The organism is Pseudomonas sp. 1912-s (assembly GCF_029269205.1).
Classification (GTDB): Bacteria; Pseudomonadota; Gammaproteobacteria; order Pseudomonadales; family Pseudomonadaceae; genus Aquipseudomonas.
This window is the reverse complement of the sequence record NZ_JARIXR010000003.1, coordinates 224,298-237,702: the sequence shown is the minus strand read 5'-3', so window position 1 is coordinate 237,702 and position 13,405 is coordinate 224,298. Positions and strand designations below refer to the sequence as shown.

The window sequence follows — 13,405 nt, the reverse complement described above, 5'->3', positions numbered from 1 at the left end:
AACACAAGCAAGAATGGCTAAGGTATTCGCGATAGCGAACCAGAAAGGTGGCGTGGGCAAAACCACCACCTGCATCAACCTCGCAGCATCCCTGGTCGCTACCAAGCGTCGGGTGCTGTTGATCGATCTCGATCCACAGGGCAACGCCACCATGGGTAGCGGTGTGGATAAACACGGCCTGGAAAACTCGGTCTACGACTTGCTGATTGGCGAGTGTGATCTGGCCCAGGCCATGCATTTTTCCGAGCACGGCGGTTATCAACTGCTGCCGGCCAACCGCGATTTGACCGCGGCGGAAGTGGTGCTGCTGGAAATGCAGATGAAAGAAAGCCGTCTGCGCAGCGCGTTGGCGCCGATCCGCGAGAATTACGACTACATTTTGATCGACTGCCCGCCGTCGCTGTCGATGCTGACGTTGAACGCATTGGTCGCCGCCGACGGGGTGATTATCCCCATGCAGTGCGAGTACTTCGCGCTGGAAGGGCTGAGCGACCTTGTGGATAACATCAAGCGTATCGCCGAGTTGCTCAACCCGAACCTGCAAATCGAAGGCCTGCTGCGGACCATGTATGACCCGCGCCTGAGCCTGATGAACGATGTGTCGGCACAGCTCAAGGAACACTTCGGCGATCAGCTCTATGACACCGTGATTCCACGCAACATCCGCCTGGCCGAAGCGCCAAGCTATGGCATGCCCGCGCTGGCGTACGACAAGTCATCCCGCGGCGCCATTGCCTATCTGGCTCTGGCCGGCGAGATGGTTCGTCGTCAACGCCGCAATTCACGCACCGCTGCAGCCCAGCCAACTTAAGGAATCCCCATGGCCGTCAAGAAACGAGGTCTCGGACGTGGACTGGATGCACTGCTGAGTGGTCCGACTGTCACTTCGCTCGAAGAACAAGCGGTGCAGGCTGACGAGCGTGAGCTGCAGCACCTGCCGCTGGACCTGATCCAGCGCGGCAAATACCAGCCGCGCCGGGACATGGACCCCCAGGCGCTGGAAGAGTTGGCGAATTCGATCAAGGCCCAGGGTGTGATGCAGCCGATCGTGGTGCGCCCGATTGGTGCGGGCCGCTTTGAAATCATCGCCGGCGAACGCCGCTGGCGCGCGAGCCAACAGGCTGGCAAGGAAACCATCCCGGCGATGGTGCGCGATGTGCCGGATGAAACCGCCATCGCCATGGCGCTGATCGAGAACATCCAGCGCGAAGACCTCAATCCGATCGAGGAAGCGATCGCCCTGCAGCGTTTGCAGCAGGAATTCAAACTGACTCAGCAGGAAGTCGCGGATGCGGTGGGCAAGTCACGGGTTACCGTGTCCAACCTGCTGCGGCTGATCGCGCTGCCGGAAGTCATCAAAACCATGCTTTCCCATGGCGACCTGGAAATGGGTCATGCCCGTGCCTTGCTCGGTTTGCCGGAAAATCAACAGGTTGAGGGGGCGCGACACGTTGTCGCACGAGGCCTCACCGTTCGTCAGACCGAGGCCCTGGTTCGCCAGTGGCTCAGTGGCAAACCTGCACCGGTCGAAACCGCCAAACCTGATCCGGATATTGCACGACTGGAGCAGCGCCTGGCCGAACGCCTAGGCTCTGCGGTGCAAATTCGCCACGGCAAGAAAGGCAAAGGGCAATTGGTCATCGGATATAACTCATTGGATGAGCTTCAGGGCGTCCTTGCCCACATCCGCTGAAACAATTGCTTCTGTAGCGCGCAGTCGGAAATCACTACCCGGCAGTTGAATAGGGGCAGAACCGCCCCTATACTCTGCGCGCATTTTGTCGGCACAAATTATGCCAAGTTATTGATTTCCGGCAGCCGACCATTGAGGAGCAAGAGTGATGGAAACCCGCACGCCAAACACGTTGCCGTTCCATCGCTTGGCCGTTTTCCCGGTTTTATTGGCTCAATTTGTCATTTTACTGATCGCCTCTTTGGCGCTCTGGTATTGGTATGGAGTCGTAGCCGGATACTCAGGACTCTGCGGAGGCCTGATAGCCTTGCTGCCCAATATGTATTTTGCTCACAGGGCCTTTCGGTTTTCCGGCGCCCGAGCAGCCCAGGCTATCGTCCGGTCTTTTTATGCCGGCGAGGCAGGGAAACTGATTTTGACGGCAGTGCTGTTTGCACTGACCTTTGCAGGTGTGAAGCCATTGGCGCCGCTGGCTGTATTCGGCGTCTTCGTGTTGACCCAACTGGTCAGCTGGTTCGCTCCCCTGCTAATGAAAACAAGACTTTCGAAACCTTAGGGCGTTTGAGGCAACCATGGCAGAAACAACCGCTTCGGGCTATATCCAGCACCACTTGCAGAACCTGACCTTCGGTCAGCTTCCCAACGGCGGCTGGGGCTTTGCCCACTCCGCAGCAGAAGCCAAAGAAATGGGCTTCTGGGCATTCCACCTGGATACTCTGGGCTGGTCTGTCGCATTGGGTCTGATCTTCGTCCTGATTTTCCGCATGGCGGCAAAGAAGGCGACTTCCGGTCAGCCAGGTGCTTTGCAGAACTTCGTTGAAGTATTGGTCGAATTCGTCGATGGCAGCGTGCGGGACAGCTTCCATGGTCGTAGCGCGGTGATTGCACCGTTGGCACTGACCATCTTCGTCTGGGTGTTCCTGATGAACGCCGTCGACCTGATCCCGGTCGACTGGATTCCTCAGCTGGCCATCCTGATCTCCGGCGATCAGCACATTCCATTCCGTGCGGTTTCGACCACGGACCCTAACGCCACCCTGGGCATGGCCCTGTCGGTGTTTGCGTTGATCATTTTCTACAGCATCAAGATCAAGGGCATCGGCGGCTTCATCGGCGAACTGACCCTGCACCCGTTCGGCAGCAAGAACATCTTCGTTCAAGCCCTGCTGATCCCGGTGAACTTCCTGCTGGAATTCGTGACCCTGGTTGCCAAGCCGATTTCCCTGGCCTTGCGACTGTTCGGCAACATGTATGCCGGCGAGCTGGTGTTCATTCTGATCGCTGTGATGTTCGGCAGTGGTCTGCTCTGGCTTAGCGGCCTGGGCATTGTTCTGCAGTGGGCGTGGGCTGTGTTCCACATCCTGATCATCACCCTGCAGGCGTTTATCTTCATGATGCTGACCATCGTCTACCTGTCGATGGCGCACGAAGAGAACCATTAAGACCAGTCTCGACTAGTCTGATGTCCCTCCCGGTCAAACGGGAGGGTAGCCCTGAAGGGCTATGAAACGATTTGTTTTACCGCTTTAAAATCTAAAAAACCTAAACCATACGACGTAAAAGTCGGGAGGAAAGATGGAAACTGTAGTTGGTCTAACCGCTATCGCTGTTGCACTGTTGATCGGCCTGGGCGCCCTGGGTACTGCCATTGGTTTCGGCCTGCTGGGCGGCAAGTTCCTGGAAGGCGCAGCGCGTCAGCCAGAAATGGTTCCAATGCTGCAAGTTAAAATGTTCATCGTCGCCGGCCTGCTCGACGCCGTGACCATGATCGGTGTTGGTATCGCTCTGTTCTTCACCTTCGCGAACCCCTTCGTTGGTCAACTCGCCGGTTAATCACTCGTTGTTTCGAGTGATTGGTGTGTTGTGCAACGAACGAGCGAGGTATTGGCGTGAACATTAATGCAACCATTATTGGTCAGTCCTTAGCGTTCTTGATTTTTGTAGTTTTCTGCATGAAGTTCGTATGGCCTCCGGTCATCGCGGCTTTGCACGAACGTCAGAAGAAGATCGCAGACGGACTGGACGCTGCCGCACGAGCAGCTCGCGACCTGGAGTTGGCCCAAGATAAAGCGGGTCAGCAACTGCGCGAAGCGAAAGCTCAGGCAGCTGAAATCATTGAGCAAGCCAAGAAACGCGGTAACCAGATCGTTGAAGAGGCTGTTGAAAAAGCCCGTATCGACGCTGACCGTGTGAAGGTTCAGGCTCAAGCCGAGATCGAGCAGGAACTGAACGGTGTCAAAGATGCGCTGCGTGCCCAACTGGGTGCTCTGGCCGTCGGCGGTGCTGAGAAGATCCTGGGTGCCACAATCGATCAAAACGCGCACGCGGAGCTGGTAAACAAACTGGCTGCTGAAATTTAAGCGAGGGCGATCATGGCAGAATTGACCACGTTGGCCCGACCTTACGCTAAGGCAGCCTTCGAGCACGCCCAGGCCCACCAGCAGCTGGCCTCTTGGTCAGCCATGCTCGGCCTGGCTGCAGCAGTGTCGCAAGACGACACCATGCAGCGCGTGCTCAAGGCCCCGCGACTGACGAGCGCAGACAAGGCCGCCACGTTTATTGACGTGTGCGGCGACAAGTTTGATGTAAAAGTGCAGAACTTCATCCACGTCGTTGCCGAAAACGACCGTCTCCCGCTTCTGCCGGAGATCGCCGCTCTGTTTGACCTGTACAAGGCCGAACAAGAGAAATCGGTAGATGTTGAAGTGACCAGTGCTTTTGCATTGAACCAAGAACAGCAAGACAAACTCGCCAAGGTTCTCAGTGCACGACTCGACCGGGAAGTGCGCCTGCAAGTTGCGGAGGATGCCACCCTGATTGGTGGTGTCATCATTCGCGCCGGCGACCTGGTTATCGATGGCTCGATTCGCGGCAAACTCGCGAATCTTGCCGAAGCATTGAAATCTTGAGTTTGAAGGGGCAGCAGAGCAATGCAGCAACTCAATCCTTCCGAAATAAGTGAAATTATCAAGGGCCGCATCGACAAGCTCGATGTGACCTCCCAAGCCCGTAACGAAGGCACTGTCGTCAGCGTATCTGACGGCATCGTGCGGATTCACGGTCTGGCCGACGTAATGTACGGCGAGATGATCGAGTTTCCGGGCGGCGTCTACGGTATGGCCCTCAACCTGGAGCAAGACTCTGTAGGTGCCGTTGTATTGGGCTCCTACCAGACTCTGGCTGAAGGCATGAGCGCCAAGTGCACAGGCCGCATCCTGGAAGTTCCGGTGGGTAAGGAACTGCTGGGTCGCGTTGTCGACGCACTGGGTAACCCAGTTGACGGCAAAGGTCCGCTGAACAACACCGAGACCGATGCGGTCGAGAAAGTTGCTCCAGGCGTGATCTGGCGTAAGTCGGTAGACCAGCCTGTACAGACTGGCTACAAGGCTGTCGATGCCATGATTCCTGTCGGCCGTGGCCAGCGTGAGCTGATCATCGGTGACCGTCAGATCGGTAAAACCGCTCTGGCGATCGACGCGATCATCAACCAGAAAGACAGCGGGATTTTCTGCGTCTACGTAGCTATCGGTCAGAAACAATCGACCATCGCCAACGTGGTTCGCAAGCTGGAAGAAAACGGCGCCCTGGCTAACACCATCGTCGTGGCCGCCAGTGCTTCCGAATCCGCTGCACTTCAGTTCCTGGCACCGTACTCCGGTTGCACCATGGGCGAATACTTCCGCGACCGCGGTGAAGACGCGCTGATCGTTTATGACGATCTGTCCAAGCAAGCAGTGGCTTACCGCCAGATTTCCCTGCTGCTGCGCCGTCCACCAGGCCGTGAAGCTTACCCAGGCGACGTGTTCTATCTCCACTCCCGTCTGCTGGAGCGCGCATCCCGCGTTTCGGAAGAATACGTAGAGAAGTTCACCAACGGCGCAGTGACCGGCAAAACCGGTTCCCTGACCGCACTGCCGATCATCGAAACCCAGGCTGGCGACGTTTCCGCGTTCGTTCCGACCAACGTGATTTCCATCACCGACGGTCAGATCTTCCTGGAATCGGCCATGTTCAACTCCGGGATCCGTCCTGCAGTGAACGCCGGTGTTTCGGTATCCCGTGTGGGTGGTGCCGCTCAGACCAAGATCATCAAGAAGCTCTCCGGTGGTATCCGTACCGCTCTGGCTCAGTACCGTGAACTGGCGGCATTCGCCCAGTTCGCTTCTGACCTGGACGAAGCGACCCGTAAGCAACTTGAGCATGGTCAGCGCGTTACCGAGCTGATGAAGCAGAAGCAATACGCACCAATGTCGATCGCTGACATGGCGCTGTCGCTGTATGCCGCTGAGCGTGGGTTCCTGACCGACGTTGAAATCACCAAGGTCGGCAGCTTCGAACAAGCGCTGATTGCTTACTTCAACCGCGATCACGCCGAATTGATGGCGAAGATCAACGTGAAGGGTGACTTCAATGACGACATCGACGCTGGCATCAAAGCCGGTATCGAGAAGTTCAAGGCCACCCAAACCTGGTAAGCCGCAGCGGGGGCCGCGAGGCTCCCGCTTGCTAACCTGATAGGTGTTACATGGCAGGCGCAAAAGAGATTCGCAGTAAGATTGCGAGCATCAAAAGCACGCAAAAGATCACCAGCGCCATGGAAAAAGTGGCGGTCAGCAAAATGCGCAAGGCACAAATGCGCATGGCTGCTAGCCGTCCCTACGCGGAGCGTATCCGCCAGGTTATTGGTCATCTGGCCAACGCCAACCCGGAATATCGCCACCCGTTCATGCTCGACCGTGAAGTTAAGCGCGTCGGTTATGTCGTGGTGAGCAGTGACCGTGGTTTGTGCGGTGGTTTGAATACCAACCTGTTCAAGGCCCTGGTCAAGGACATGGCGGTAAACCGCGAAAAAGGCGTCGAGATCGATCTGTGTGTGGTCGGTAGCAAGGGTGCGGCCTTTTTCCGCAACTTCGGCGGTAACGTCGTTGCAGCTATCAGCCACCTGGGTGAAGAACCGTCGATCAATGATTTGATCGGCAGCGTCAAAGTGATGCTGGATGCATACCTGGAAGGCCGGATTGACCGCCTGTCCGTGGTATCCAACAAGTTCATCAACACCATGACGCAACAGCCTACCGTGGAGCAGTTGATTCCATTGGTGGCCACCCCGGAACAAGAACTCAAGCACCACTGGGACTACCTCTACGAACCAGACGCCAAAGAGCTGCTTGACGGCTTGATGGTGCGCTACGTGGAGTCGCAGGTGTACCAGGCGGTGGTCGAGAACAACGCGGCTGAACAAGCTGCGCGGATGATCGCGATGAAGAACGCTACCGACAACGCCGGTGATTTGATCAGCGATTTGCAGCTGATCTACAACAAGGCGCGTCAGGCTGCGATCACCCAAGAGATCTCGGAAATCGTCGGCGGCGCTGCCGCGGTTTAACGGTTCAAATATTCAGAGGATCCAGCTATGAGTAGCGGACGTATCGTTCAAATCATCGGCGCCGTTATCGACGTGGAATTCCCACGCGACAGCGTACCGAGCATCTACAACGCTTTGAAAGTCAAAAGCGATGCAGGCACCACCCTGGAAGTTCAGCAGCAGCTGGGCGACGGCGTGGTTCGTACCATTGCAATGGGTTCCACCGAAGGCTTGAAGCGCGGTCTGGAAGTCACTGACTCTGGCGCAGCCATTTCCGTACCTGTCGGTAAAGCGACCCTGGGCCGGATCATGGACGTCCTCGGTAACCCGATCGACGAAGCCGGTCCAATCGACACCGAAGAGCGCTGGGGCATTCACCGTCCTGCGCCTTCCTTCGCGGAACAAGCGGGCGGCAACGACCTGCTGGAAACCGGCATCAAGGTTATCGACCTGGTTTGCCCGTTCGCCAAGGGCGGTAAAGTCGGTCTGTTCGGTGGTGCCGGTGTAGGCAAAACCGTAAACATGATGGAACTGATCCGTAACATCGCCATCGAGCACAGCGGTTATTCCGTGTTCGCCGGTGTGGGTGAGCGTACTCGTGAGGGTAACGACTTCTACCACGAGATGAAGGATTCCAACGTTCTGGACAAAGTGGCACTGGTTTACGGTCAGATGAACGAGCCGCCGGGTAACCGTCTGCGCGTAGCACTGACCGGCCTGACCATGGCTGAGAAGTTCCGTGACGAAGGTAACGACGTTCTGCTGTTCGTCGACAACATCTATCGTTACACCCTGGCCGGTACTGAAGTATCCGCACTGCTGGGCCGTATGCCTTCCGCAGTAGGTTACCAGCCGACCCTGGCCGAAGAGATGGGTACTCTGCAAGAGCGTATCACTTCGACCAAAAACGGTTCGATCACCTCGATCCAAGCGGTATACGTACCTGCGGATGACTTGACTGACCCGTCGCCAGCGACCACGTTCGCCCACTTGGACGCCACCGTCGTACTGTCCCGTGACATCGCTTCCCTGGGTATCTACCCAGCGGTCGATCCACTGGACTCGACTTCGCGCCAGCTGGACCCGAACGTCATCGGCCAGGAACACTACGACACCGCTCGCGGCGTCCAGTACGTTCTGCAGCGTTACAAAGAACTGAAGGACATCATTGCGATCCTGGGTATGGACGAGCTGTCGGAAACCGACAAGCAGTTGGTATCCCGCGCTCGTAAGATCCAGCGCTTCTTGTCGCAGCCGTTCTTCGTGGCTGAAGTCTTCACCGGTGCCTCGGGTAAATACGTTTCCCTGAAAGACACCATTGCTGGCTTCAAAGGCATCCTCAACGGTGACTACGACCACCTGCCAGAACAAGCGTTCTACATGGTCGGCGGCATCGAAGAAGCGATCGAGAAAGCCAAGAAACTGTAATTCCGGCGCCCGGTAACGGGCGCTAATCAGGTTGAGGCAAGCAGATGGCTATGACATTCCATTGCGATATCGTCAGCGCGGAAGGGGAAATCTTCTCCGGTCAGATCGAGAGTGTGATTGCACACGGCGAACTGGGCGACCTGGGTATTAACTTTGGCCACGCGCCATTGATTACATCCTTGAAGCCTGGTCCGATCACTCTGACCAAGCTGGGCGGGGAAAGGGAGGTGTTTTACATCTCCGGTGGTTTCCTCGAGGTTCAGCCGAACATGGTCAAGGTACTTGCCGACACCGTGCAACGTGCTGCCGACCTGGATGAAGCCTCCGCTCAGGAAGCCGTCAAGGCTGCCGAGAAGGCCCTGAACGAAAAAGGCGCAGATTTCGACTACGGTTCTGCTGCTGCACGTCTGGCCGAGGCCGCAGCTCAGCTGCGCACCGTCCAGCAGATCCGCAAGAAGTTTGGCGGCTAAGCCGTTAAGCCTCATGTGTGATTGATTAAAAAGGGTAGCCTCGGCTACCCTTTTTCTTTTTTTGCGAAACACTTCTTTGGTCTGAAGTCTGACCGCCCAGGATTGGTAGCCATTCATGTCTCTCGAAATCGTAATTCTTGCCGCAGGCCAGGGCACCCGCATGCGCTCGGCCCTGCCCAAGGTGCTGCACCCGGTTGCCGGCAACTCGATGCTTGGCCATGTTATCCACAGCGCCCGGCAGCTTGATCCACAGCGCATTCATGTGGTGATTGGCCACGGAGCCGACGTGGTGCGTGAGCGGCTGGCGGCGGACGACTTGAATTTCGTATTGCAGGACAAGCAATTGGGTACCGGCCACGCCACTGCGCAAGCCGTGCCGTTCATTCAGGCCGATACCGTGCTGATCCTCTACGGTGACGTGCCGCTGATCGAAGTGGAAACCTTGCAGCGCCTGCTCAAACACGTCGTGCCTGGCCAGATGGGCCTGCTCACTGTTGAGCTGGACGACCCGACCGGCTACGGCCGCATCGTGCGCAACGCTGACGGCAAGGTCGCCGCCATCGTCGAGCATAAGGATGCCAGCGAAGCCCAGCGTGCCATCACCGAAGGCAACACCGGGATCCTTGCCGTGCCGGCCGATCGCCTGGCTGACTGGATGAGCCGCCTGTCCAACAACAACGCCCAGGGCGAGTACTACCTGACCGACGTCATCGAGATGGCCGTGAGCGATGGCCTGGTGGTCGCCACCGAGCAGCCCCACGACCCGATGGAAGTGCAGGGCGCCAACGACCGCAAGCAACTGGCCGAGCTGGAGCGCCACTATCAACTGCGTGAAGGCCGCCGCCTGATGGCGTTGGGCGTGACGCTACGTGATCCGGCACGTTTCGACGTGCGGGGTGATGTCACTGTGGGCCGCGACGTGCTGATCGATATCAACGTGATCCTCGAAGGCCGTGTGGTCATTGAAGATGGCGTGGTCATCGGGCCGAACTGCGTGATCAAGGACAGCACCCTCCGCAAAGGCGTGGTGATCAAGGCCAACAGCCATATCGACGGCGCAGTGATGGGCGAGGGCAGTGACGCGGGTCCATTCGCGCGTCTGCGTCCGGGAAGCGTGCTGGGGGCTCGGGCCCATGTGGGTAACTTTGTAGAACTGAAGAACGCACAGATGGGCGAAGACGCCAAGGCCGGGCACCTGGCCTACCTCGGTGATGCGGTGATTGGTGCGCGCACCAACATCGGCGCCGGCGCTATTACCTGTAACTACGATGGCGCCAACAAGTACCAGACGACCATTGGCGAAGACGTGTTTATCGGCTCCAACAACTCGTTGATTGCACCCGTCACCATTGGTGATGGTTCAAACACAGCGGCAGGCTCCACCATCAACCAGGATGTGGATAAGTCCCAACTGGCGGTGGCCCGCGCCCGTCAGCGCAACATCGACGGCTGGAAGCGCCCGGTCAAAATCAAAAAGACTTGAGTTATCAACAACCCCGAAACACTGTAGTACCCATGTGGGAGCGGGCTTGCTCGCGAAGGCTGTCTTTCGGTGGATACATGCGCTGACTGACACACCGCTTTCGCGAGCAAGCCCGCTCCCCCATTTTTATCTGGGTTGACTCAAAAAACTCAGTCGCATGCTTGACCATTTTGAATGAATAGGTTTTGATTGCCTTCGTTATCTTTCGAAACGAAACTTATCATCACCATGTCGAAACGAAATACACCCCAACGTCGTCACAACATCCTTGCCATGCTCACCGAGCAAGGTGAAGTCAGTGTGGACGAACTGGCCAAGCGTTTCGAAACCTCGGAAGTGACCATCCGCAAGGACTTGGCGGCCCTCGAAAGTAACGGCCTGTTGCTGCGTCGCTATGGCGGCGCCATCACCATGCCCCAGGAACTGGTTGGTGACCCGGCCCAGCCCATTTCGGTCTACAAGCGCGCCATCGCCCGTGCGGCCGTCCGGCGTTTGCGCGAACACGCCCGCATCATCATCGACAGCGGCAGCACCACCGCCGCCATGATCCCCGAACTGGGCCATCAGCCCGGCCTGGTGGTGATGACCAACTCCCTGCACGTGGCCAGCGCGTTGAGCGAACTGGAACACGAGCCGGTACTGTTGATGACCGGCGGCACCTGGGACCCGCATTCGGACTCGTTCCAGGGCCAGGTTGCCGAGCAAGTGCTGCGTTCCTACGATTTCGACCAGCTCTTCATTGGCGCCGATGGCATTGACCTGGAGCGCGGTACCACCACCTTCAACGAATTGCTGGGGCTGAGCCGCGTCATGGCCGAGGTCGCCCGCGAAGTGGTGGTGATGGTCGAGTCCGACAAGATTGGCCGCAAGATCCCCAACCTGGAACTGCCCTGGAGCAGCGTCCATACCCTTATTACCGATGATCGCCTGCCGCTTGAGGCCCGCGACCAGATTCAAGCCCGCGGCATCACGCTGATTTGCGCGGCAGTCATCTAGGAGAGAAACCATGTGTGGAATTGTTGGCGCAGTCGCTGAACGAAACGTTACCGCCATTTTGCTCGAAGGCCTCAAACGCCTGGAATACCGCGGCTACGACAGCGCCGGTGTGGCGCTCTTCACCAACGCCGGCAAGCTGGAGCGCGTACGTCGCCCGGGCAAGGTCAGCGAGCTGGAACTAGCGCTGGCCGGTGAGCCGCTGATCGGCCGCCTGGGTATCGCCCACACCCGTTGGGCCACCCACGGTGCACCGTGCGAACGCAACGCTCACCCACACTTCTCCGGTGACCTGGCTGTTGTCCACAACGGCATCATCGAAAACCACGAAGTGCTGCGCGATCAACTGAAAGGCCTGGGCTACGTCTTCACTTCGGACACCGACACCGAAGTCATCGCCCACCTGCTGAACCACAAGCTCAAAGACCTCGGTGACTTGACCAACGCCCTCAAGGCCACGGTCAAGGAACTGCACGGCGCCTACGGCCTGGCCGTGATCAGCGCGAGCCAGCCTGACCGCCTGGTCGCCGCCCGCAGTGGCAGCCCATTGGTGATCGGCCTGGGCCTGGGCGAGAACTTCCTGGCCTCCGACCAACTGGCCCTGCGCCAGGTGACCGACCGCTTCATGTACCTGGAAGAAGGCGACATCGCCGAGATCCGCCGCGAAAGTGTGTCGATCTGGGACGTCAACGGCAAGTCCGTTGAACGTGAAGCCGTGCAGTACCGCGACGGTGCCGAAGCCGCTGACAAGGGCGAGTTCCGCCACTTCATGCTCAAGGAAATCCACGAGCAACCGGCCGTGGTGCAACGCACCCTGGAAGGTCGCCTGAGCCAGAACCAGGTATTGGTGCAAGCCTTCGGCCCGCAAGCCGCCGAGCTGTTCGCCAAAGTGCGCAACGTGCAAATCGTCGCCTGCGGCACCAGCTACCACGCCGGCATGGTTGCCCGTTACTGGCTCGAAGAACTGGCCGGCATCCCGTGCCAGGTCGAAGTCGCCAGCGAATTCCGCTACCGCAAGGTGGTGGTGCAGCCCGACACCCTGTTCGTCACCATCTCCCAGTCTGGCGAAACCGCCGACACCCTGGCCGCCCTGCGCAATGCCAAGGAACTGGGTTTCCTCGGCAGCCTGGCAATCTGTAACGTCGGCATCAGTTCCCTGGTACGCGAGTCCGACCTGACTCTGCTGACCCAGGCCGGCCGCGAAATCGGCGTGGCATCCACTAAAGCCTTCACCACCCAGTTGGTGGGCCTGTTGCTGCTGACCCTGTCCCTGGGCCAGGTGCGCGGCACGCTGGAAGACGGCGTCGAAGCCAAACTGGTGGAAGAACTGCGCCGCCTGCCGGCCCGCCTGGGCGAAGCGCTGGCCATGGACAGCACCGTGGAAAAAGTCGCCGAGCTGTTCGCCGACAAACACCACACCCTGTTCCTCGGCCGTGGCGCGCAATACCCGGTGGCGATGGAAGGATCCCTCAAGCTCAAGGAAATCTCCTACATCCACGCCGAAGCCTACCCGGCCGGTGAGCTCAAGCACGGCCCGTTGGCCCTGGTGGATGACGACATGCCAGTGGTGACCGTCGCGCCGAACAACGAACTGCTGGAGAAGCTCAAGTCCAACCTGCAGGAAGTGCGCGCCCGTGGCGGCCAACTGATCGTGTTCGCCGACGAAAAGGCCGGCATGACCAATGGCGAAGGCACCCACGTCATCAACATGCCGCACATCCACGACACCCTGTCGCCGATCCTCTACACCATCCCGCTGCAGTTGCTGTCGTACTACGTGGCTGTGCTCAAGGGCACCGACGTTGACCAGCCGCGTAACCTGGCGAAGTCGGTGACGGTGGAATAAGCCTCACCGGAACCAGCAAAACCCCCGATATTCGGGGGTTTTGCTTTTTCAGGCTACCGGGCATCGGCTCTTGCCGTTTCTGTGGACTAATTCCGGGAGTATTCCCCCGCTTTACCCCTAGAATGCG

Annotated in this window: 14 protein-coding genes; all 14 read left to right on the top strand. The window is 58.3% G+C overall.

The annotated features are described in order from the left end of the window. The first annotated feature begins 13 nt into the window (after nt 1-13). The 14 genes from P3C29_RS05760 to glmS all read left to right on the top strand — a co-directional run bounded on the left by P3C29_RS05760 (nt 14) and on the right by glmS (nt 13,278). Nucleotides 14-811 carry a ParA family protein gene (locus P3C29_RS05760; RefSeq protein ID WP_003213559.1) on the top strand — a complete coding sequence of 266 codons (798 nt, stop codon included), beginning with the start codon at nt 14-16 and terminating at the stop codon, nt 809-811. A 9-nt stretch (nt 812-820) separates the two neighbouring features. After that, nucleotides 821-1,693 (top strand): ParB/RepB/Spo0J family partition protein, encoded by an 873-nt coding sequence (locus tag P3C29_RS05755; protein WP_063033750.1) that lies wholly within the window; start codon nt 821-823, stop codon nt 1,691-1,693. A 148-nt stretch (nt 1,694-1,841) separates the two neighbouring features. Next, the gene (locus tag P3C29_RS05750) at nt 1,842-2,249 is read left to right on the top strand and encodes a F0F1 ATP synthase subunit I (RefSeq protein ID WP_010168472.1); all 408 of its coding nucleotides are present in this window, start codon (nt 1,842-1,844) and stop codon (nt 2,247-2,249) included. 16 nt (nt 2,250-2,265) lie between these two features. Further along, the gene (gene atpB / locus P3C29_RS05745; protein ID WP_010168470.1) at nt 2,266-3,135 is read left to right on the top strand and encodes a F0F1 ATP synthase subunit A; all 870 of its coding nucleotides are present in this window, start codon (nt 2,266-2,268) and stop codon (nt 3,133-3,135) included. A 133-nt stretch (nt 3,136-3,268) separates the two neighbouring features. After that, a complete protein-coding gene (gene atpE / locus P3C29_RS05740) occupies nt 3,269-3,526 on the top strand; it encodes a F0F1 ATP synthase subunit C (protein WP_002555987.1) in 258 nt (85 codons plus the stop codon). A gap of 56 nt (nt 3,527-3,582) precedes the next feature. Next, nucleotides 3,583-4,053, top strand: a complete 471-nt coding sequence (locus tag P3C29_RS05735) for a F0F1 ATP synthase subunit B (RefSeq protein ID WP_008439543.1) — start codon at nt 3,583-3,585, stop codon at nt 4,051-4,053. 12 nt (nt 4,054-4,065) lie between these two features. Beyond that, complete coding sequence (locus P3C29_RS05730) at nt 4,066-4,602, top strand: F0F1 ATP synthase subunit delta (protein WP_003213551.1); 537 nt, start codon at nt 4,066-4,068, stop codon at nt 4,600-4,602. Nucleotides 4,603-4,623: 21 nt separating this feature from the next. Beyond that, nucleotides 4,624-6,168, top strand: coding sequence for a F0F1 ATP synthase subunit alpha (gene atpA / locus P3C29_RS05725; RefSeq protein ID WP_003213549.1), 1,545 nt, complete (start codon nt 4,624-4,626; stop codon nt 6,166-6,168). Nucleotides 6,169-6,218: 50 nt separating this feature from the next. Beyond that, entirely contained in the window at nt 6,219-7,079 is an 861-nt protein-coding gene (atpG, locus tag P3C29_RS05720) for a F0F1 ATP synthase subunit gamma (protein ID WP_177090131.1), read from the top strand. 27 nt (nt 7,080-7,106) lie between these two features. Further along, nucleotides 7,107-8,486: a F0F1 ATP synthase subunit beta gene (gene atpD / locus P3C29_RS05715; protein ID WP_003213545.1), complete on the top strand. Its 1,380-nt coding sequence runs from the start codon at nt 7,107-7,109 to the stop codon at nt 8,484-8,486. Between the two features lie 44 nt (nt 8,487-8,530). After that, entirely contained in the window at nt 8,531-8,956 is a 426-nt protein-coding gene (locus tag P3C29_RS05710; RefSeq protein ID WP_008439541.1) for a F0F1 ATP synthase subunit epsilon, read from the top strand. A 115-nt stretch (nt 8,957-9,071) separates the two neighbouring features. Continuing rightward, on the top strand, nt 9,072-10,439 hold the full coding sequence (gene glmU / locus P3C29_RS05705; RefSeq protein WP_275964068.1) for a bifunctional UDP-N-acetylglucosamine diphosphorylase/glucosamine-1-phosphate N-acetyltransferase GlmU: 1,368 nt from the start codon (nt 9,072-9,074) through the stop codon (nt 10,437-10,439). 228 nt (nt 10,440-10,667) lie between these two features. Further along, nucleotides 10,668-11,435 carry a DeoR family transcriptional regulator gene (locus P3C29_RS05700; protein ID WP_177043617.1) on the top strand — a complete coding sequence of 256 codons (768 nt, stop codon included), beginning with the start codon at nt 10,668-10,670 and terminating at the stop codon, nt 11,433-11,435. Between the two features lie 10 nt (nt 11,436-11,445). Next, nucleotides 11,446-13,278 (top strand): glutamine--fructose-6-phosphate transaminase (isomerizing), encoded by a 1,833-nt coding sequence (gene glmS, locus P3C29_RS05695; protein WP_275964067.1) that lies wholly within the window; start codon nt 11,446-11,448, stop codon nt 13,276-13,278. Nucleotides 13,279-13,405: the final 127 nt, after the last annotated feature.

Excerpts from the sequence above, each read along its gene's own strand:
- atpE (WP_002555987.1), top strand. The coding sequence starts at position 3,269 with ATGGAAACTGTAGTTGGTCTAACCGCTATCGCTGTTGCACTGTTGATC.
- glmU (WP_275964068.1), top strand. The coding sequence starts at position 9,072 with ATGTCTCTCGAAATCGTAATTCTTGCCGCAGGCCAGGGCACCCGCATG.
- P3C29_RS05710 (WP_008439541.1), top strand. The coding sequence starts at position 8,531 with ATGGCTATGACATTCCATTGCGATATCGTCAGCGCGGAAGGGGAAATC.
- P3C29_RS05750 (WP_010168472.1), top strand. The coding sequence starts at position 1,842 with ATGGAAACCCGCACGCCAAACACGTTGCCGTTCCATCGCTTGGCCGTT.
- atpD (WP_003213545.1), top strand. The coding sequence starts at position 7,107 with ATGAGTAGCGGACGTATCGTTCAAATCATCGGCGCCGTTATCGACGTG.
- atpA (WP_003213549.1), top strand. The coding sequence starts at position 4,624 with ATGCAGCAACTCAATCCTTCCGAAATAAGTGAAATTATCAAGGGCCGC.
- glmS (WP_275964067.1), top strand. The coding sequence starts at position 11,446 with ATGTGTGGAATTGTTGGCGCAGTCGCTGAACGAAACGTTACCGCCATT.
- P3C29_RS05700 (WP_177043617.1), top strand. The coding sequence starts at position 10,668 with ATGTCGAAACGAAATACACCCCAACGTCGTCACAACATCCTTGCCATG.
- P3C29_RS05730 (WP_003213551.1), top strand. The coding sequence starts at position 4,066 with ATGGCAGAATTGACCACGTTGGCCCGACCTTACGCTAAGGCAGCCTTC.
- atpB (WP_010168470.1), top strand. The coding sequence starts at position 2,266 with ATGGCAGAAACAACCGCTTCGGGCTATATCCAGCACCACTTGCAGAAC.
- P3C29_RS05760 (WP_003213559.1), top strand. The coding sequence starts at position 14 with ATGGCTAAGGTATTCGCGATAGCGAACCAGAAAGGTGGCGTGGGCAAA.
- atpG (WP_177090131.1), top strand. The coding sequence starts at position 6,219 with ATGGCAGGCGCAAAAGAGATTCGCAGTAAGATTGCGAGCATCAAAAGC.
- P3C29_RS05755 (WP_063033750.1), top strand. The coding sequence starts at position 821 with ATGGCCGTCAAGAAACGAGGTCTCGGACGTGGACTGGATGCACTGCTG.